At 53.3% G+C, this 14,851-nt stretch carries 11 protein-coding genes and 1 riboswitch; of the genes, 9 read left to right on the top strand and 2 right to left on the bottom strand.

Going from position 1 to position 14,851, the window contains the following annotated elements; translation table 11 throughout:
• Nucleotides 1-167 precede the first annotated feature (167 nt).
• Nucleotides 168-1,481, bottom strand: coding sequence for a helix-turn-helix domain-containing protein (locus ACE5KN_RS05620; protein WP_375523191.1), 1,314 nt, complete (start codon nucleotides 1,479-1,481; stop codon nucleotides 168-170).
• A gap of 430 nt (nucleotides 1,482-1,911) precedes the next feature.
• Here ACE5KN_RS05620 and ACE5KN_RS05625 point away from each other — a divergent pair, with 430 nt between their 5' ends.
• The 9 genes from ACE5KN_RS05625 (at nucleotide 1,912) to ACE5KN_RS05665 (ending at nucleotide 13,308) form a co-directional block, all read left to right on the top strand.
• Complete coding sequence (locus ACE5KN_RS05625) at nucleotides 1,912-3,231, top strand: CapA family protein (RefSeq protein WP_375523190.1); 1,320 nt, start codon at nucleotides 1,912-1,914, stop codon at nucleotides 3,229-3,231.
• A gap of 62 nt (nucleotides 3,232-3,293) precedes the next feature.
• Nucleotides 3,294-4,877 (top strand): ABC transporter substrate-binding protein, encoded by a 1,584-nt coding sequence (locus tag ACE5KN_RS05630; protein ID WP_375523189.1) that lies wholly within the window; start codon nucleotides 3,294-3,296, stop codon nucleotides 4,875-4,877.
• Between the two features lie 26 nt (nucleotides 4,878-4,903).
• Complete coding sequence (locus ACE5KN_RS05635; protein WP_375523188.1) at nucleotides 4,904-5,854, top strand: ABC transporter permease; 951 nt, start codon at nucleotides 4,904-4,906, stop codon at nucleotides 5,852-5,854.
• Nucleotides 5,855-5,866: 12 nt separating this feature from the next.
• Nucleotides 5,867-6,775: an ABC transporter permease gene (locus ACE5KN_RS05640; RefSeq protein WP_375523187.1), complete on the top strand. Its 909-nt coding sequence runs from the start codon at nucleotides 5,867-5,869 to the stop codon at nucleotides 6,773-6,775.
• A 17-nt stretch (nucleotides 6,776-6,792) separates the two neighbouring features.
• Complete coding sequence (locus ACE5KN_RS05645) at nucleotides 6,793-7,803, top strand: ABC transporter ATP-binding protein (protein WP_375523186.1); 1,011 nt, start codon at nucleotides 6,793-6,795, stop codon at nucleotides 7,801-7,803.
• Nucleotides 7,796-8,791, top strand: coding sequence for an ABC transporter ATP-binding protein (locus ACE5KN_RS05650; RefSeq protein WP_375523185.1), 996 nt, complete (start codon nucleotides 7,796-7,798; stop codon nucleotides 8,789-8,791). Before ACE5KN_RS05645 ends, ACE5KN_RS05650 begins: the two co-directional genes overlap by 8 nt.
• Before the next feature lie 40 nt (nucleotides 8,792-8,831).
• Nucleotides 8,832-10,610 carry a S9 family peptidase gene (locus ACE5KN_RS05655; protein ID WP_375523184.1) on the top strand — a complete coding sequence of 593 codons (1,779 nt, stop codon included), beginning with the start codon at nucleotides 8,832-8,834 and terminating at the stop codon, nucleotides 10,608-10,610.
• 77 nt (nucleotides 10,611-10,687) lie between these two features.
• Nucleotides 10,688-11,959 (top strand): M20/M25/M40 family metallo-hydrolase, encoded by a 1,272-nt coding sequence (locus tag ACE5KN_RS05660; RefSeq protein ID WP_375523183.1) that lies wholly within the window; start codon nucleotides 10,688-10,690, stop codon nucleotides 11,957-11,959.
• Between the two features lie 5 nt (nucleotides 11,960-11,964).
• Nucleotides 11,965-13,308, top strand: a complete 1,344-nt coding sequence (locus ACE5KN_RS05665; RefSeq protein ID WP_375523182.1) for a M20/M25/M40 family metallo-hydrolase — start codon at nucleotides 11,965-11,967, stop codon at nucleotides 13,306-13,308.
• A 78-nt stretch (nucleotides 13,309-13,386) separates the two neighbouring features.
• Here the strand turns inward: ACE5KN_RS05665 and ACE5KN_RS05670 are convergent, their stop codons facing one another.
• The gene (locus tag ACE5KN_RS05670; RefSeq protein ID WP_375523181.1) at nucleotides 13,387-14,337 is read right to left on the bottom strand and encodes a DMT family transporter; all 951 of its coding nucleotides are present in this window, start codon (nucleotides 14,335-14,337) and stop codon (nucleotides 13,387-13,389) included.
• Nucleotides 14,338-14,515: 178 nt separating this feature from the next.
• Nucleotides 14,516-14,662: riboswitch (FMN riboswitch) on the bottom strand.
• Nucleotides 14,663-14,851 lie beyond the last annotated feature (189 nt).

Genomic DNA, 14,851 nt, shown 5'->3' on the forward strand with positions numbered 1-14,851 from the left:
GAATATTGTCCATACACGTTCTCCTATTTCAAATTTGAACTCTGTTATGTTATTCGACCAAATTCGACTTGAATTAAAGAGCTTGCGGACCTAGCCCAAATGGGAAAAGAAGCCAGAACCGCCGAAAGCGGTTCTGGCTTCTAGTCATGTCAAGACATTGGGGGATATCAGGCATCGCTGCTTTCAAAACCCACTTGATACAATTTGCGTGGCCTTCCTCTCAGCATTGGAGCCTCCTCGCCGATCACTTTGGCAATTCCCTTCTCCTCCAGGCTGGTCAGAATGCGCCTTGCGTTGCGCTGCGTCATTTTCAGCCATTCAGCCACGTCATTAGCAGAGAGCGCGTTCATACCCAAATTTTTTTGGACAGAAATGATTTTGTTGAAGGTGCTAACCGTCACCCCGGCCTGCTTGAGTTTGTCGCCCAGCTCCGAATCTGTAACCCGGTAGTTAAAGCCGATCTCATGATTGGCTTTAAGAGGACCCTCGATATTGCCGCTGTCATCCACAAGAAAGCTGGAAAATTCGCCGAACGCTTCCGCGTGATTCAAGGCAAGCAGCGCGTTTTTCTCGGCAACCGTAGCTGAATCCCCGTATCCGATGCCGATATTGGAGGCCAGGTCCGTAATGAGGGAGAGTTGGGAGAGCAAAGGCAGGCCCTGGCCACCTTTTTGCTCCAGCGAGCCCCTGGTGGAAAATACGGTGTATCTGCCTATGCCTGATGACATGAACGACCCGGAAACCGTCTCGGCAAAATCGAGCACTGTATTCTGAATTTTCAAATCAAGGCGGTGCAGCTCGTAGGATACGGCGTCCTTGGCGGCCAGACTCTCGATTTCGTCGATTTTGATCATCAGGATGGCGATCTGGGATTGACGGTACGTTTGCTTTTCCCAAAGCTCATAGGCGGAACGAATTGTCTGCCGGATATTGTCCTTGGTAGCTGTGATCCGGTATGCCGGGACGCCGTGAGCCCGCAGCCTCTGATACACGGACAGGATGCCGGTTGCACAAATATTGACTTTGCCGGCGGTGTACAGCTCCATATGAAACGCAAAAATCTCTTCCGCGGAGGTGTCGCCTGATCTCGGATACAGGTACATCTGCTCCGTTGAAATTCCCAGTTCCTGATACATCTCCACAAACTGCTGCCGGAAGATGCTGTCTATGCTGATCCGTTCAATGTTCTGCTTGTCTTTGTAGCTGATTTCGAGCAGAACCTTGGTAATGCTTCCGTCGCTGAATTTCGGATAAAAGAACATCTGCGTATGATGATATTTTTGGGACAGCACATACGGTGTATATCCGGAACAAATCCAGAAATGAACCGAGTGCTGATGCTTTTCAATAATAGCGGAAATGTCTCCCGAATCCTGATATATATAAGGAACCAAGTCCATTTTAGCTTCAAAATCCATGCCGATTTCCTTGATTTTCTGCACTGAATCTTTCGGCCCCAGCAGCCCAACTCTTGCTTTCACAGGTCTAGCCTCCACAATCTCATTTCTTCAACCATACAATAGGAATTGTAGGGAAAGCAAACCGTATTTCCGAAATTCCTCAAGGCAATACCTTTTGGCTGCAGGTGAAAAAACATGGTTTGGCTGCACAATTTGAATACAACGATTATGTTGAATTTATGTCAGTATATATAACGCATTAGTGGCATTATATTGATGGAACTGCGTTTATAGCCAGGTTTAAAAAAGAAATTCTGTGATAAAGGCTGAATTATTTCTAATTCTTGAAAGTTTGAGTCATTTTATATTACGCAAAACGTGTTTTTTATTGACAACACTTTATGGCCTGCCTATACTTTGTTTAAGGAACAATTAAGGAATAATTCCTTATATATTTTGCTTCATCAACTCGTTTTCTAGCTAGGGAAGAAAAGCCTAAAGGAGGGATTTGATGATTAGAGAGATTGCATTTGCTGCAACCGGCGACGCTTTTATCACGAGAAGATTGCCTGTGCAGGATGAGGCCTTTGAGAGGCTGTCAACGATTCTCAAGCAAGCGGATGTCCGGTTTACGAATTTGGAAGTGACATTGCACCAGCATGAAGGCATTCCGGCGGCGGTAAGTGGCGGAACCTGGGCCATGGGACCGCCGGACGCGCTATGTGATTTGAGGGCTTACGGATTTAATCTCATTGCATGGGCCAACAATCACACGCTTGATTACTCTTACGGCGGGCTTGAGGCTACGGAGGAATACTTGAACAAGCACGGTTTTGTCCATGCAGGCGTGGGAATGAATCTCGCAAGCGCAAGTGAACCGCGCTATCTGGAGACGGCCGCCGGCCGGGTTGCCATCATATCCGCCACCTCGACCTGTCATGAATCCGCCATTGCCGGCGACCAGCGCCCCGATATGATCGGCCGGCCCGGTGTGAATCCCCTGCGTTACGAAACCATTCATAAAATTTCCCCTTATAACATGCAGCAGCTGAAATCCATCGCATCCATCGTCAAAATCAACGCAGCCCAGGAGCAGAGCATTAAAGAAGGCTTTAAATTGCCACGAAATGATGATTTGTATTCTTTTGGAAATTATCTTTTTAAGGAGGACGATCAAGAAGGCGTAACAAGCCGCCCCCACGCCAGTGATCTGAGGCGGATCATTGCGGCAATCAGGGAAGCTCGACTGCAGGCCGAGCACATCATTGTCAGCATCCACGCGCATGAAATGAACGGCGAGCATAAAAACCAGCCGGCTGAATTTCTGGAAATCTTCGCAAGAAACTGCATTGATGAGGGAGCGCATGCCGTGATCGGGCACGGCCCTCACATCCTCAGAGGCATTGAAATCTATAGGAACAGGCCAATTTTCTACAGTCTGGGCAATTTTATTTTTCAGAATGATACCATAACCCATCTGCCTGCCGACTTTTATGAGAAATACGGGCTCAGCCATACAGAGCATGTTGGTGGAGCCCTGGAAAAACGCAGCCAGAACAACACTATCGGTTTTGGCGTCAATCCGAAAATTTGGCAAAGCGTGCTGCCGGTATGGAAGATGCGGGACGGCGAGCTGACGGAGCTTGTCCTGCATCCGGTTGAGCTGGGCTACGGCAAACCGCGTTACGAGCGGGGATGGCCTGAGATTAGCGCGAATGGGCAAATTTTGGCCGAGCTTGCGGAATTGTCGGCTCCCTATGGGACAAGCATCGAAATTGAGGGAGGCGTCGGAAGGGTTAGCGTTAGCGGGGGTGTGACTTCGCAAAACTGAGGAGCCCGGTGATATGGCGGAGTGTCTGGTTTTCAATCAACGGAGCGGAGGATGAGAAACGGATGAAAAATATCGGAATGCTGATAACTCTTTTGCTGATTACCGTACTGACGGCAGGCTGCGGTGGGAACGCGGGCACGGCAGGCACCAATACAACGACAAATTCTTCCGCAGAGGCGACAGTGGGCGGCACGGTCAAGATCGCAATGAGCGTGCAGCCGCCTACGCTGGATGCCCATCTGACGACTTCTTCGGACGCGATTCTGGTGATGCGGAACATCTACGAGACACTGGTTACGCAAAATGCCGATCAGCAGGCGGTGCCGATGCTTGCGGAATCCGTTGAGGCCAGCGAGGACGGCTTGACTTATACGTTCAAGCTCAGACAAGGGGTCAAGTTTCATAACGGCAAAGAAATGACCTCCGAGGACGTGGTGGCTTCCATGAACCGGTGGCTGGAAAAATCGTCACGGGCCACCCTGCTGCTGAGCGGATCGACGTTCAAGGAAGTGGATGATTACACCGTAACCTTGACCCTCGCCGAGCCAGTGACGGACGTGCTTGACATTATGGCAGGCAAAGGGCAGTTCCCGGCGATCATGCCGTCGGAGGTCATTACAGGGGCGGGGAAAGACGGAGTTGCCGAATATATCGGTACAGGGCCGTTTGCTTTTGACCAGTGGGCGCAGGACCAATACATCCATCTCGTCAAATTTGCCGATTACAGCGTTGATAGCCGCGAGACAAGCGGGCTGTCCGGCAGCAAGACGGTTTATGTGGATGATGTCTACTACTATATTGTGACCGATTCCTCCACACGGCTTGCGGGCATTCAGACCGGGGAGTACGACATCGCCTCGAACATGCCGTTCGACAACTATGAGCAATTAAAGAGCATGCCGAACTTGACGACTCATGCCACGTTTGATTCCGGCACGCTGAATGTCGCTTACAACAAAAAGCAGGGCCTGATGACCGATCCGAAAATCCGGGCCGCCATCAACACGGGAATCAACGCCAACGCCATCATGATGGCGAGCTTCGGCAGCGAGGATCTGTACAAGCTTGATCCCGGATACATGAGTTTTGAACAGGCCGATTGGGCGACTGATGCCGGCAAGGAGTCCTTTAACCTTGGCGATGCGGAGAAGGCGAAACAGATGCTGGAGGACGCCGGGTATAACGGGGAAGAGTTGATTTTATATGCCACCCGCGACTATGACCATCATTACAATTCGGCTGTCGTTCTGCAGCAGCAGCTTCAGGAGATGGGGCTTAACGTCAAGCTGGAAATCTACGACTGGCCGACGCTGACCGAACGGCGCTCCGATCCGGCCAACTGGGACCTTCTCATTGTAGGAACGGGTTATGTAACCACCCCTTCTCAGCTGCTGGTGGTCAATCCTGAATATGTCGGCTGGACGGATGATGAGACGCTTTTTAAAATGCTTGCGGATATCCGGGTCGCTCCTACCAAGGAAGAGGCCAAGCAGCTGTGGAGTGAGATGCAGGCTTATATGTGGAACGATTACCTGCCATATACGCTGTTCGGTCATTATGCCTCGATCGACGCTGTTTCGAGCGGGCTGCAGGATCTGACCATGTTTCAGGGACCCGTTCTTTGGGGCGTGAAGAAAGCGGGTTAACCAATCCTCGGGGAGGGAAATCAATCGTGAAAATGTATTTGGTGAACAGGCTCCTCTCGCTCATTCCCGTATTGTTCATCGTCTCGGTCGTGATTTTCTCCATTGTCCATATCACTCCAGGCGATCCGGCGGCTGTGCTGCTCGGGGATGAAGCCACGGAAGAGCAAATTCAGGCGCTGCGGGCGGAAATGGGCCTGGATCAGCCCTTAATCAGTCAGTATTTCAACTGGGTCGGGAAGGCGCTGCAGGGGGATCTCGGAATCTCCTATTTTATGAAAATGCCCGTCATGAGCGCCATTATGAGCCATTTTACGCCAACGATTTCCGTTGCGGTTTTTGCCGGGCTCCTGTCCGTATTGTTTTCCCTCCCGCTGGGCATTCTCGCGGCCATTCACAGAGGGACCGCCACCGATCAGACCGTCATGGGCATATCACTGCTCGGCATGTGCCTGCCCAGCTTTCTGCTGGCCCTCTTCCTCGTCCTGCTGGTCGGGGTACAGCTGCAGTGGCTGCCGGTTGCGGGTTATCAGCCGCTGAGCGCCGGACTTTGGCAGCATCTGAAATATTTGATCCTGCCATCCGTTGCCCTTGGGGCCATGCACACGGCGCTGATTGCCCGCATGTCGCGCTCCAGCCTGCTGGAGGTGCTGAACATGAACTACATCAAAACCGCCAGGTCGAAGGGAGTCAAAGAGCGGATGGTCATCTATCGGCACGCGCTCAAAAATGCATTCCTGCCCATTTTAACGGTGATCGGGCAGACCTTCGGTGCCTTGATCGCCGGCGCGGTGGTAACGGAGACGATTTTTAACATTCCGGGGATCGGCCAGCTCATCATCAATTCCGTGGAACGAAGGGATTATTCGATTATTCAGGGCGTCGTGTTATTTGTAACCTTTCTCTATGTGCTGATCAACCTGGCGGTGGATCTGTTGTATGGCGTGGTCGATCCGCGTGTGAGGCTGGGGAAAAAATAAAGGAGGGAGCCCATGAGCCTGGTCGGGAGCAGCACGGAGCTGGTCCGTGTGAAGCAAAATCTGAAGAAGCAAAAACGCAGGCTGCTGTGGCGGCGAGTCCTGGTCAACAAAGGCATCGTCATCGGCGGGCTGATGATGGCGGCTTTGACACTGCTCGCTTTAATCGGACCTCTGGTAACCCCACACGATCCGTTTGCGATGGTGGTCGAGGAGCGGCTGAAGCCTCCGAGCTCGCAGCATCTGCTGGGTACCGATAATTTTGGTCGTGACTTGCTGACGAGAATTGTGTACGGTGCGGGAGTGTCGCTGGGCATAGGTTTGACCGTTGCTTTTCTGGCTTGCCTGATCGGCATGATTTTCGGACTGCTTGCAAGCTATTATAGAACGCTGGATGAAATTCTGATGCGCATCTGTGACGGTCTTATGGCGATTCCCGGCGTGCTGCTGGCCATTGCCCTGATCGCGGCCCTCGGCCCGCTGCAGCAGAACGTCATTATCGCCTTGACCATTGTGTTCATTCCGAATGTGGCCCGGGTCGTCCGTTCTGCCGCCATTGTCATCCGGGAGGAGACATACATTGAGGCCGTCAGGGCACAAGGGGCGAGCCCCTGGAGAATCATCGTGTTGCATATTGCGCCGAATACAATCTCCCCGCTGGTGGTTCAGGCCTCCTTTATCTTTGCGGACGCGATCATTACGGAGGCGGCTTTGAGCTTTCTGGGCGCAGGCATTCCCGCCCCGAATCCGAGCTGGGGCAACATTCTGGGAGACGGTAAAGTTGTCATCTTCAAAGCCTGGTGGATGACCGTGTTCCCCGGGGCGCTCATTATGCTTTCCGTGCTTGGATTGAACCTGCTGGGGGACGGTTTGAGAGACCTGATTGATCCGCATCTGTCAAAGGGAAGAAAAAGCAGCCACTAAAGGAAGGAGGGCATTGCATGCAGGCGGACGTTTTACTTGAAGTGCGCGGCTTGAAAACACATTTTGCTACGGAACGGGGCCGGGTGACGGCTGTGGACGGCATTTCCTTTCATATTAATAAAGGAGAAATTTTGGGGGTTGTTGGTGAGTCGGGCTGCGGCAAAAGTGTGACCTCCCAATCCATTCTGCGCTTGTTTGACGAAAAGCATCTCGTTAAGTACGAGGGTGAAATACGGTTTAATGGGGAGATGGACCTTTTAAAGCTGTCCAGGCCGCAAATGGAGGACATTCGCGGGAATGAGATCTCAATGATCTTTCAAGACCCGCTGAGCTCGCTCAACCCGGTGCTGACCATTGGCTTTCAGATTGCGGAATCGCTGATGCTGCATCAACATATGAACAAAAAACAAGCCTATGCCAAAGCGGTGGACATGCTCCGTTTAACAGGCATTCCGGCGCCGGAAAGGCGGATTCACGAATATCCCCATCAGTTGTCGGGCGGGATGCGGCAGCGGGTGATGATTGCCATGACTCTGGCCTGTGAGCCCAAACTGCTGATCGCCGATGAGCCAACGACCGCGCTCGATGTCACCATCCAGGCGCAAATTCTCGATCTGATCTCCGATCTTAATCAGCAGCTGGGTATGGGCGTCATGTTCATTACCCATGATCTCGGGGTCGTGGCGGAGCTGTGTCACCGTGTAGTGGTCATGTATCTCGGACAAATCGTGGAAGAAGCCCCGGTGGAGGATTTGTTTGAGCATCCCCTGCATCCGTACACCAAAGGGCTGATCCGTTCCATTCCGCAGATGGACGGAGACCGGACGGCCAAGCTGCATGTCATTGAAGGCATGGTTCCATCGCTGGAGAATGTGCCCCAAGGGTGCCGGTTCGCGGCGCGCTGTCCCTATGCGGACAGCCAGTGCAGAGAGCAGGAGCCGGAGCTGTTCAGCCATGCGGACATGCGGAAGGTCAGATGCTGGCATGTTGAGCGGATCGGGCGAGAGGAGGCAGGAGTCTATGCATAACACAGCGGAGGCAGAACCCAAGCTGCTGCTGGATGTCCGGGATTTGAAAAAATATTTTCCGCTGCGCGGGCCGCTGGGTCGGCTGGGAGGAGCAAAGGGGCAGGTGAAAGCGGTCGATAACGTATCCTTTCGGCTGTATGAAGGTGAAACCTACGGCCTGGTCGGCGAATCCGGCTGTGGCAAAAGCACGACCGGCCGTTCCATCATGCGCCTGACCGAGCCGACGTCCGGTACCGCGATGTACAGGGATCAGGATATTTTCAAGCAATCGGGCCAGACGCTCCGCAAAACGAGGAAGGAAATCCAAATGGTGTTTCAGGACCCTTACTCTTCCCTGAATCCCCGCAAACGGATCGGCAGCACGCTGGAGGAACCGCTGTTGATTCACTCGATCGGGGATAAAAAGGACCATGCCGACAGGGTAATGGACATCATGCAAAAGGTCGGGCTGCAGGTGGATCATTATTACCGGTATCCGCATGAGTTTTCAGGAGGGCAAAGGCAGCGGATCGGGCTGGCCCGGGCGCTGATCGCCAATCCTCAGCTGGTCATCTGCGATGAGCCGGTGTCTGCGCTGGACGTATCGATCCAGTCGCAGATTATCAATCTTCTGGAGGACATGCAGGAGCAGTTTCAGCTGACCTATCTGTTTATCGCCCATGATATGAGCGTTGTCCGGCATATTTCCGACCGGATTGGCGTGATGTACCTGGGACAGATGATGGAGGAAGCGCCGACGGATCGGTTATTTGCTTCCCCGCTGCACCCGTATACCCAGGCGCTGCTCTCGGCGGTGCCGCTGCCGAATCCGAAGGTGAAGAAAGAGCGTATCCGCTTGCAAGGTGAGCTTCCTTCCCCGCTCAACCCGCCTGCCGGCTGCATTTTTCATACCCGTTGTCCTTATGTGATGGACCGCTGCAAGCAGGAGGCTCCAGCCAAAAAACAGATGGAAGACCGGCATTTTGTTGCCTGCCACCTGTACGATTGAGGTATGATGAAAGCAACAAGGCGTGAAGGGGAGCGAACATATGAATGAAGAGGAAATTTTGCTGCAGTATCTGACTGTAAAAAGCGCTTATGCGTGTAGTGCCATTCCCGGAACAGGGAAGTGGACGTTTCTGTCGAAAATGAGCGGAATCCCCGAGGCCTGGACTTTGGATGAAGAGCAAAATCCCATCTTATTTGTACGGGCGGAGGACCGGATTCTAAGCCTGCTGCATGCTCCTGACGGAAAACGGGCGGTCGTAGGCGTCGACTGCAAAGGCAACGAAAAGCAGCAGTTATTTTTGGCGGGGGAGGGGAAGCTTGAGCCCTTGATGCAATCTGCCGAGCATTTTCACTATCCGGGCGGCTGGTCGCCGGACGGGCAGCTTTTCTCCTACAGCAGCAACCGCAGGCATCCGGGGTATTTTGATATTTTTGTAATCAGCATCGCGACCCGGGAAGTCAATACCGTGTTTACCCATGATGGCAACTGCGTTCCGCTTGGCTGGGCGGATCATGACAGTCTGCTTATCCGCATCCGGGAAACGAACCTGGACAGCACGATTTATCACATCAACATCAGGACAGGCCAGCAGGTGCGGATCGGTCCGGCAGGTACGCTGGCCAAATATGAAGCGGTGCGGATGGCGGACGGCGGGAAAAAAGGCTATGCCCTGACGGACCTTGGGGAAGAGACACTTTACTTGTGTGAATATTCCACGGATTCCCCTGAAAGGCTGACCAAGCTGCTTCATTTCCCCAGATGGGATATTGAAGAGATCGCACTTTCACCGCAGGAGGACATCCTGGCCTTTACGGTGAATGAAGGCGGCGTTTCCAGGCTGGGCTTTTATCACATCGCCACGGCAGAGCATGAGATGACCGCCGGAATTCCTGCAGGCGTCATAGACTCTCTGTCCTGGCTCAGCGGCGAAGCCCTGCTGTTCAGCCTGAAATCCCCGGTCATGCCCGGAGACATTTGGGAATACAGCCGGTCATCCCGGGCGGCCCGCCGTTTAACCTTCATCAGCCGCGCGGATAGCATAAGCGGCCGCTGGGCCGAGCCGGAAATTTGCACATATCGTTCCTTTGACGGACTGGAGGTCCCGTATTTTTTCTATAATCAAACGGCAGAGCAGGGGAAACCTGCAGTCATTTATGTGCATGGCGGGCCGGAGGGCCAGACGAAGGCGGAGTATCATCCGGTCATGCAGTACTTGGTCCGTCAGGGCTTTGCGGTGGCGGCCCCGAATGTGCGCGGCAGCAGCGGTTACGGCAGGACCTATATCCGTTTGGACGATGCCAGGAAGCGGATGGACTCCGTCCGGGATCTGGCCTGGCTGGTCAAGGACCTGACCGAAAACCGCGGGGTCGCCCCGGGCAAAATCGGCATCATGGGCAGAAGCTACGGCGGATTCATGGTGCTGGCGGCGGTGACGCACTATCCGGATTTATGGGCAGCCGGAGTGGATATCGTGGGCATCTCCAATCTGAAGACGATGCTCAAGAATACGGGCGAGTGGCGGCGGCGGTTGCGGGAATGCGAATACGGCAGTCTGGCAGAGCACAGCGATTTTTTCGACGAAATTGCGCCGCTGCATCATTCGGACAAAATCAAGGCACCGCTGCTTGTCTTTCATGGACGCAATGATACCCGCGTTCCGGTCAGTGAGGCGGAGCAACTGGTAGGGGATATGCAGGCACGGCAGCAGGAAGTGGAGCTTATTGTGTTTGAGGATGAAGGACATCAGACGGAAAAGCTGGAAAACCATATAACGATGCACCGAAAAACCGTTGAATTTTTTAGAAAACATCTGAACTAAAAAATCTTCGGTCCAGAATTTTTCGGTTTAGAAACATTCGGTTTAAGAAGTTATTTTAGGTGAAGGAGAGACGGTCGATGGGCAAACAAGTGGAAGCAAACGCGGACAAGTATGAGATTTTGCCGCAGGTTACAGAGGTATACAAACGGCTGATGGCCGACTCCGGCGTGCAGACGGGGCTTGCCTTTTTGGAAGCAGACAATGACCGTACAGCGGAAGAGCAAATTGAACTGACAGAGATCGAAGCGCCGACCTTTGAGGAAGCGGAAAAAGGGGAGCTTTATAAAAAGAAGCTGGAGGAGCTTGGCATCCAGGATATTCAGACTGATGAGGTCGGCAACGTGTTCGGCATCCGGCCCGGAAGCGGAGGCGGACCTGCACTCGTCGTATGCGCTCATCTGGATACGGTGTTTCCGCGCGGCACAAATGTCATTGCCAAACGAAAAGACGGAAAAATTTACGCTCCTGGCATTTCCGATGACGGCAGAGGTCTGGCCGTTGTCCTCACCCTGGTCAGAGCGTTGAATCACGCCGGGATCAAGACCAAAGGCGATCTGATCATCGGGGCGACGGTCGGGGAAGAAGGTCTGGGAGATCTGCGCGGCGTCAAGACGCTGTTTGAAGGACGAAACGATCTGGACGGATTTATTTCCATCGAGCCAGGCGAACCGGATCGGATTACGTATTTGGGGGTAGGCAGCAAGCGCTACAAGGTGACCTTCAGGGGGCCGGGCGGTCACAGCTTCGGCGACTTCGGCACGCCAAGCCCGATCCATGCACTTGGCCGGGCCATTGCGGCTCTGGCGGATGTGCACACACCTGCCAATCCGAAGACAACTTTCAATGTGGGGCTTATTCAGGGCGGCACCTCGGTCAATACGATTGCGGAAACGGGAGAAATGGTACTGGATATGCGCTCCACTTCACAGGAGCAACTCCTGAAGCTGGAAGCCGAGGTATTGGCGCTGATTGAAAATGCGGCAGAGCAGGAAAATCTGCGCTGGAACCGGGAAGGGACCATTACGGTGGTGAGGAAGCTGGTCGGGGACCGTCCGGCAGGCTTGCAGGACCCGCATGCGCTGATCGTGCAGGCTTCCGCGGCAGCAACGGCAGCGATCGGCTTTGAGCCTGTTCTGGATGAGGCCAGCAGTACGGATTCCAACATTCCGATTTATTTGGGCATCCCGGCGGTCACCTTGGGTGGTGGAGGCGATTATGGCGGGGTACATACCCTTGACGAATATTTTGACCCGCAGGATTCCTACCTTGGAGCGCAGAAGGTATTTCTGACCGTGCTTGGACTGGTGGGGCTTGAGGGTGTATCCGAACCGCTGCTGGCAAAAAGGTAAAGGATATGGAAAAAGTCTATCAATTTATTGAAGAGCATAAGGAAAAGTATCTGGAGTGGCTGATCGAATTATGCAGGCAGCCGAGTGTAGCCGCGCAAAACAGGGGGATTGAAGAAACCGTTGTCCTGGTTGAAACCCATTTAAAGAAATTGACGGACAAGGTAGAGCGGATTCCGACCTCGGGAAATCCGATTTTGTACGGGGAGATTCATACCGGGAAGACGAAGACCTTATCCTTTTATAACCATTACGATGTGCAGCCGGAGGAACCGGTTGAGTTGTGGGACAGCCCGCCTTTTTCTCCGGAAATCAGGGAAGGCAGACTGTATGCCCGGGGTGTGGCGGACAATAAAGGAACGCTGATGTCCAGAATTTGCGCGGTTCATGCGTATCAGAGCGTATACGGCGAGCTGCCGCTCAATCTGAAATTCATTATTGAAGGGGAAGAGGAAATCGGCAGCCCGCATTTGGAGGAGTTTACCTCGCAGCACCCGGACAAGCTGTGGGCGGATGCGAACATCTGGGAAAACGGATTTAAAAGCATTGATGGACGGCTGCAGATTACACTCGGCTGCAAAGGAATGCTGTATGTTGAGCTGCATGCGCATGGGGCGAATACGGATTTGCATTCGGCGAAGGCAGCGATTGTCGAGAATCCGGCATGGCGGCTCGTATGGGCGCTTGCCACGCTCAAAAATGAGCGTGAGGAAATCCTGATCGACGGCTTTTATGACCGCGTGCTCCCCTTGACAGAGGAAGAACGCAGGCTGACTGAAGAAATGGACTACCAGGAGGCGAAGGAACTGGAGCAGCTCGGACTGAAGCAGTATGTGAACGGGCTGTCCGGTTTTGCGCTGAAGGAGAAGTTGATCTTCCAGCCGACCTGTACCATATGCGGAATAGAGGCCGGTTATACGGGGGAAGGGTCAAAAACGGTTCTGCCGTCCACGGCCAAGGTGAAGCTGGATTTCCGCCTTGTGTCCGAGCAGGACCCTGCGGAGATTTTAGTGCTGCTGCGGCAGCATCTGGACAAGCACGGCTTTGCGGATATTGAAATTGTGCCGCTTAAGGGACAACATGCGGCAGTTACCCCTATCGACGATCCGCTGGTGCAGAAGGTGGTTGGCAGCGCCAATGCTTTTTTCGAGCAGAAGCCGCAGGTGATCCGCTCCCAGGCCGGGACGGGCCCGATGTACAACCTGTGTCAGAAATTCGGCATCCCGTCGCTGGGCTTCGGTGTAGGTCATGCTGCTTCCCATAATCATGCGCCGAATGAAAGCATTTATGTGGACGATTACATCGAAGGCATCAAGTTCGCCGCATTGGTGCTGCATGAATTTCCAAAGTGAAATAGTATATATTGAAAAAAAGGACCACGTTCCCGGTTATGGGGACGCGGTCCTTTTATTATTAGGCCAAATTTCATCTCACGCGGAAATTTCTCTTGTTTGTCTGGAAATGAGGAACAGCGTAACCCAGATCAGTATAAAGCCTGTAAGCTGCGGCAGGGTGACCAGCTCATGAAAGGCGATCCAGTTAATGAGTACGCCAATCATGGGGAAGCTGAGCTCGGCCAGCGTGGCATAGGAGGCTTTGGTTGAGCTCAGCCCCTTGTAGTAAAGAGCCATACTGAGCAGTCCGGGAAGCAGCGCCTGCAGCACCAGATTAAGGATCACTCCGCCTGCGGCCCATGTGCCTGACGGAAGCTGCCAGGGAGCGTGCTCCATAGAGGTCATCACGAGCAGCAAAGGCAGGGCCAGCATAAAGCGCAGAGACGTTACCGTCTCATATTTCATGGTGCCGAGCAAATATCTGCCCATGACGGTGGAGCCGCCCCATAAAGCGGCGGCGCCCAGGGAGAGCAGGCTGCCAACTTGAATAAAATCGTTGACATGGCTGAAAGGCACCGACCAGCCGAAGGTCAACATATAGGTGCCGACCAGCGCCACCAGCAGCAAAATGCTGAAGTAGCGGGGCAGCAGCTCTTTTAAAATGATTCTGGCCATGATGATGGCGAAAAGGGGCTGCATCTTCTGCAGCAGCAGCACCGCATTCGGGTTGCCGCTGGACAGGGCCATCGTGAACAGCACGGTAGCGAGCGCCGATCCGCCCCAGGAGATGAACAGCAGGGCTATGGCGTGGCGCAGTCTGACCCGCTTCAGCTCTGCGCGGTGCCGCCACAGCACCGGTGCGGCGCAGATAAACAGAATGATGTGCTCCAGCAGTACGATCTGCGTGGAAGTCAGATAATCAAGCAGCAGGATGCGGAACAGGGGATCAACACCCCACAAGGCCGCGCCAATGACGACCAGCCAGAAACCGCTTTTGACAGGAGCTTGCCGCAAAATGGCTCCGGATGAAGCTGTAGTTTCACTCATGATTGTTAGCTCCTTTGTGGATAAAGGACCCGTAGAGGCAAAAGCCCCCGTTCACGTGTCGTTAAACACGGACGGGGGCTGATCAAATAAACCTGAACATACGCGGCAGCCATGGGAATGTGAATGCATCAAAAAAGAGCAGATTATTCCCCTGGAACACGCTGAACGTGGTTTATTGTGCGATCTTCTTCCATCCGGACTGTACCGTCGGCTTTGGCATCTCACCAAATCAGTCCGCTGTCTGCATGGCAGGCAGCGGAGTCGCGGGCTCGGCTCCAGGAGCCATACCGCCGGTTGGGAATTTCACCCTACCCCGAAGATCCTTATTCCGTTTTTTTAGATAGTATCTATTCTACAGCTGCAAGTATGCTTCGTCCAGTGAAAATTTCATGAAGGAAGCAGTGGTGTTTCGAGAGTTTTCAGAATTTATAAAAACATGGCCCATATTACCAGCTCAGGCTATAATGTGATGGAAATATCAGGAGATAAGGATAAGAATAGAAGGGGGAGATTG

Source organism: Paenibacillus terreus, from assembly GCF_042138595.1.
Taxonomy (GTDB): Bacteria; Bacillota; Bacilli; order Paenibacillales; family Paenibacillaceae; genus Paenibacillus; species Paenibacillus terreus.

Bases quoted from the DNA above. Each gene is read 5' to 3' on its own strand.
- ACE5KN_RS05625 (WP_375523190.1), top strand. From the start codon at position 1,912: ATGATTAGAGAGATTGCATTTGCTGCAACCGGCGACGCTTTTATCACG.
- ACE5KN_RS05630 (WP_375523189.1), top strand. From the start codon at position 3,294: ATGAAAAATATCGGAATGCTGATAACTCTTTTGCTGATTACCGTACTG.
- ACE5KN_RS05640 (WP_375523187.1), top strand. From the start codon at position 5,867: ATGAGCCTGGTCGGGAGCAGCACGGAGCTGGTCCGTGTGAAGCAAAAT.
- ACE5KN_RS05645 (WP_375523186.1), top strand. From the start codon at position 6,793: ATGCAGGCGGACGTTTTACTTGAAGTGCGCGGCTTGAAAACACATTTT.
- ACE5KN_RS05650 (WP_375523185.1), top strand. From the start codon at position 7,796: ATGCATAACACAGCGGAGGCAGAACCCAAGCTGCTGCTGGATGTCCGG.
- ACE5KN_RS05655 (WP_375523184.1), top strand. From the start codon at position 8,832: ATGAATGAAGAGGAAATTTTGCTGCAGTATCTGACTGTAAAAAGCGCT.
- ACE5KN_RS05660 (WP_375523183.1), top strand. From the start codon at position 10,688: ATGGGCAAACAAGTGGAAGCAAACGCGGACAAGTATGAGATTTTGCCG.
- ACE5KN_RS05665 (WP_375523182.1), top strand. From the start codon at position 11,965: ATGGAAAAAGTCTATCAATTTATTGAAGAGCATAAGGAAAAGTATCTG.
- ACE5KN_RS05670 (WP_375523181.1), bottom strand. From the start codon at position 14,337: ATGAGTGAAACTACAGCTTCATCCGGAGCCATTTTGCGGCAAGCTCCT.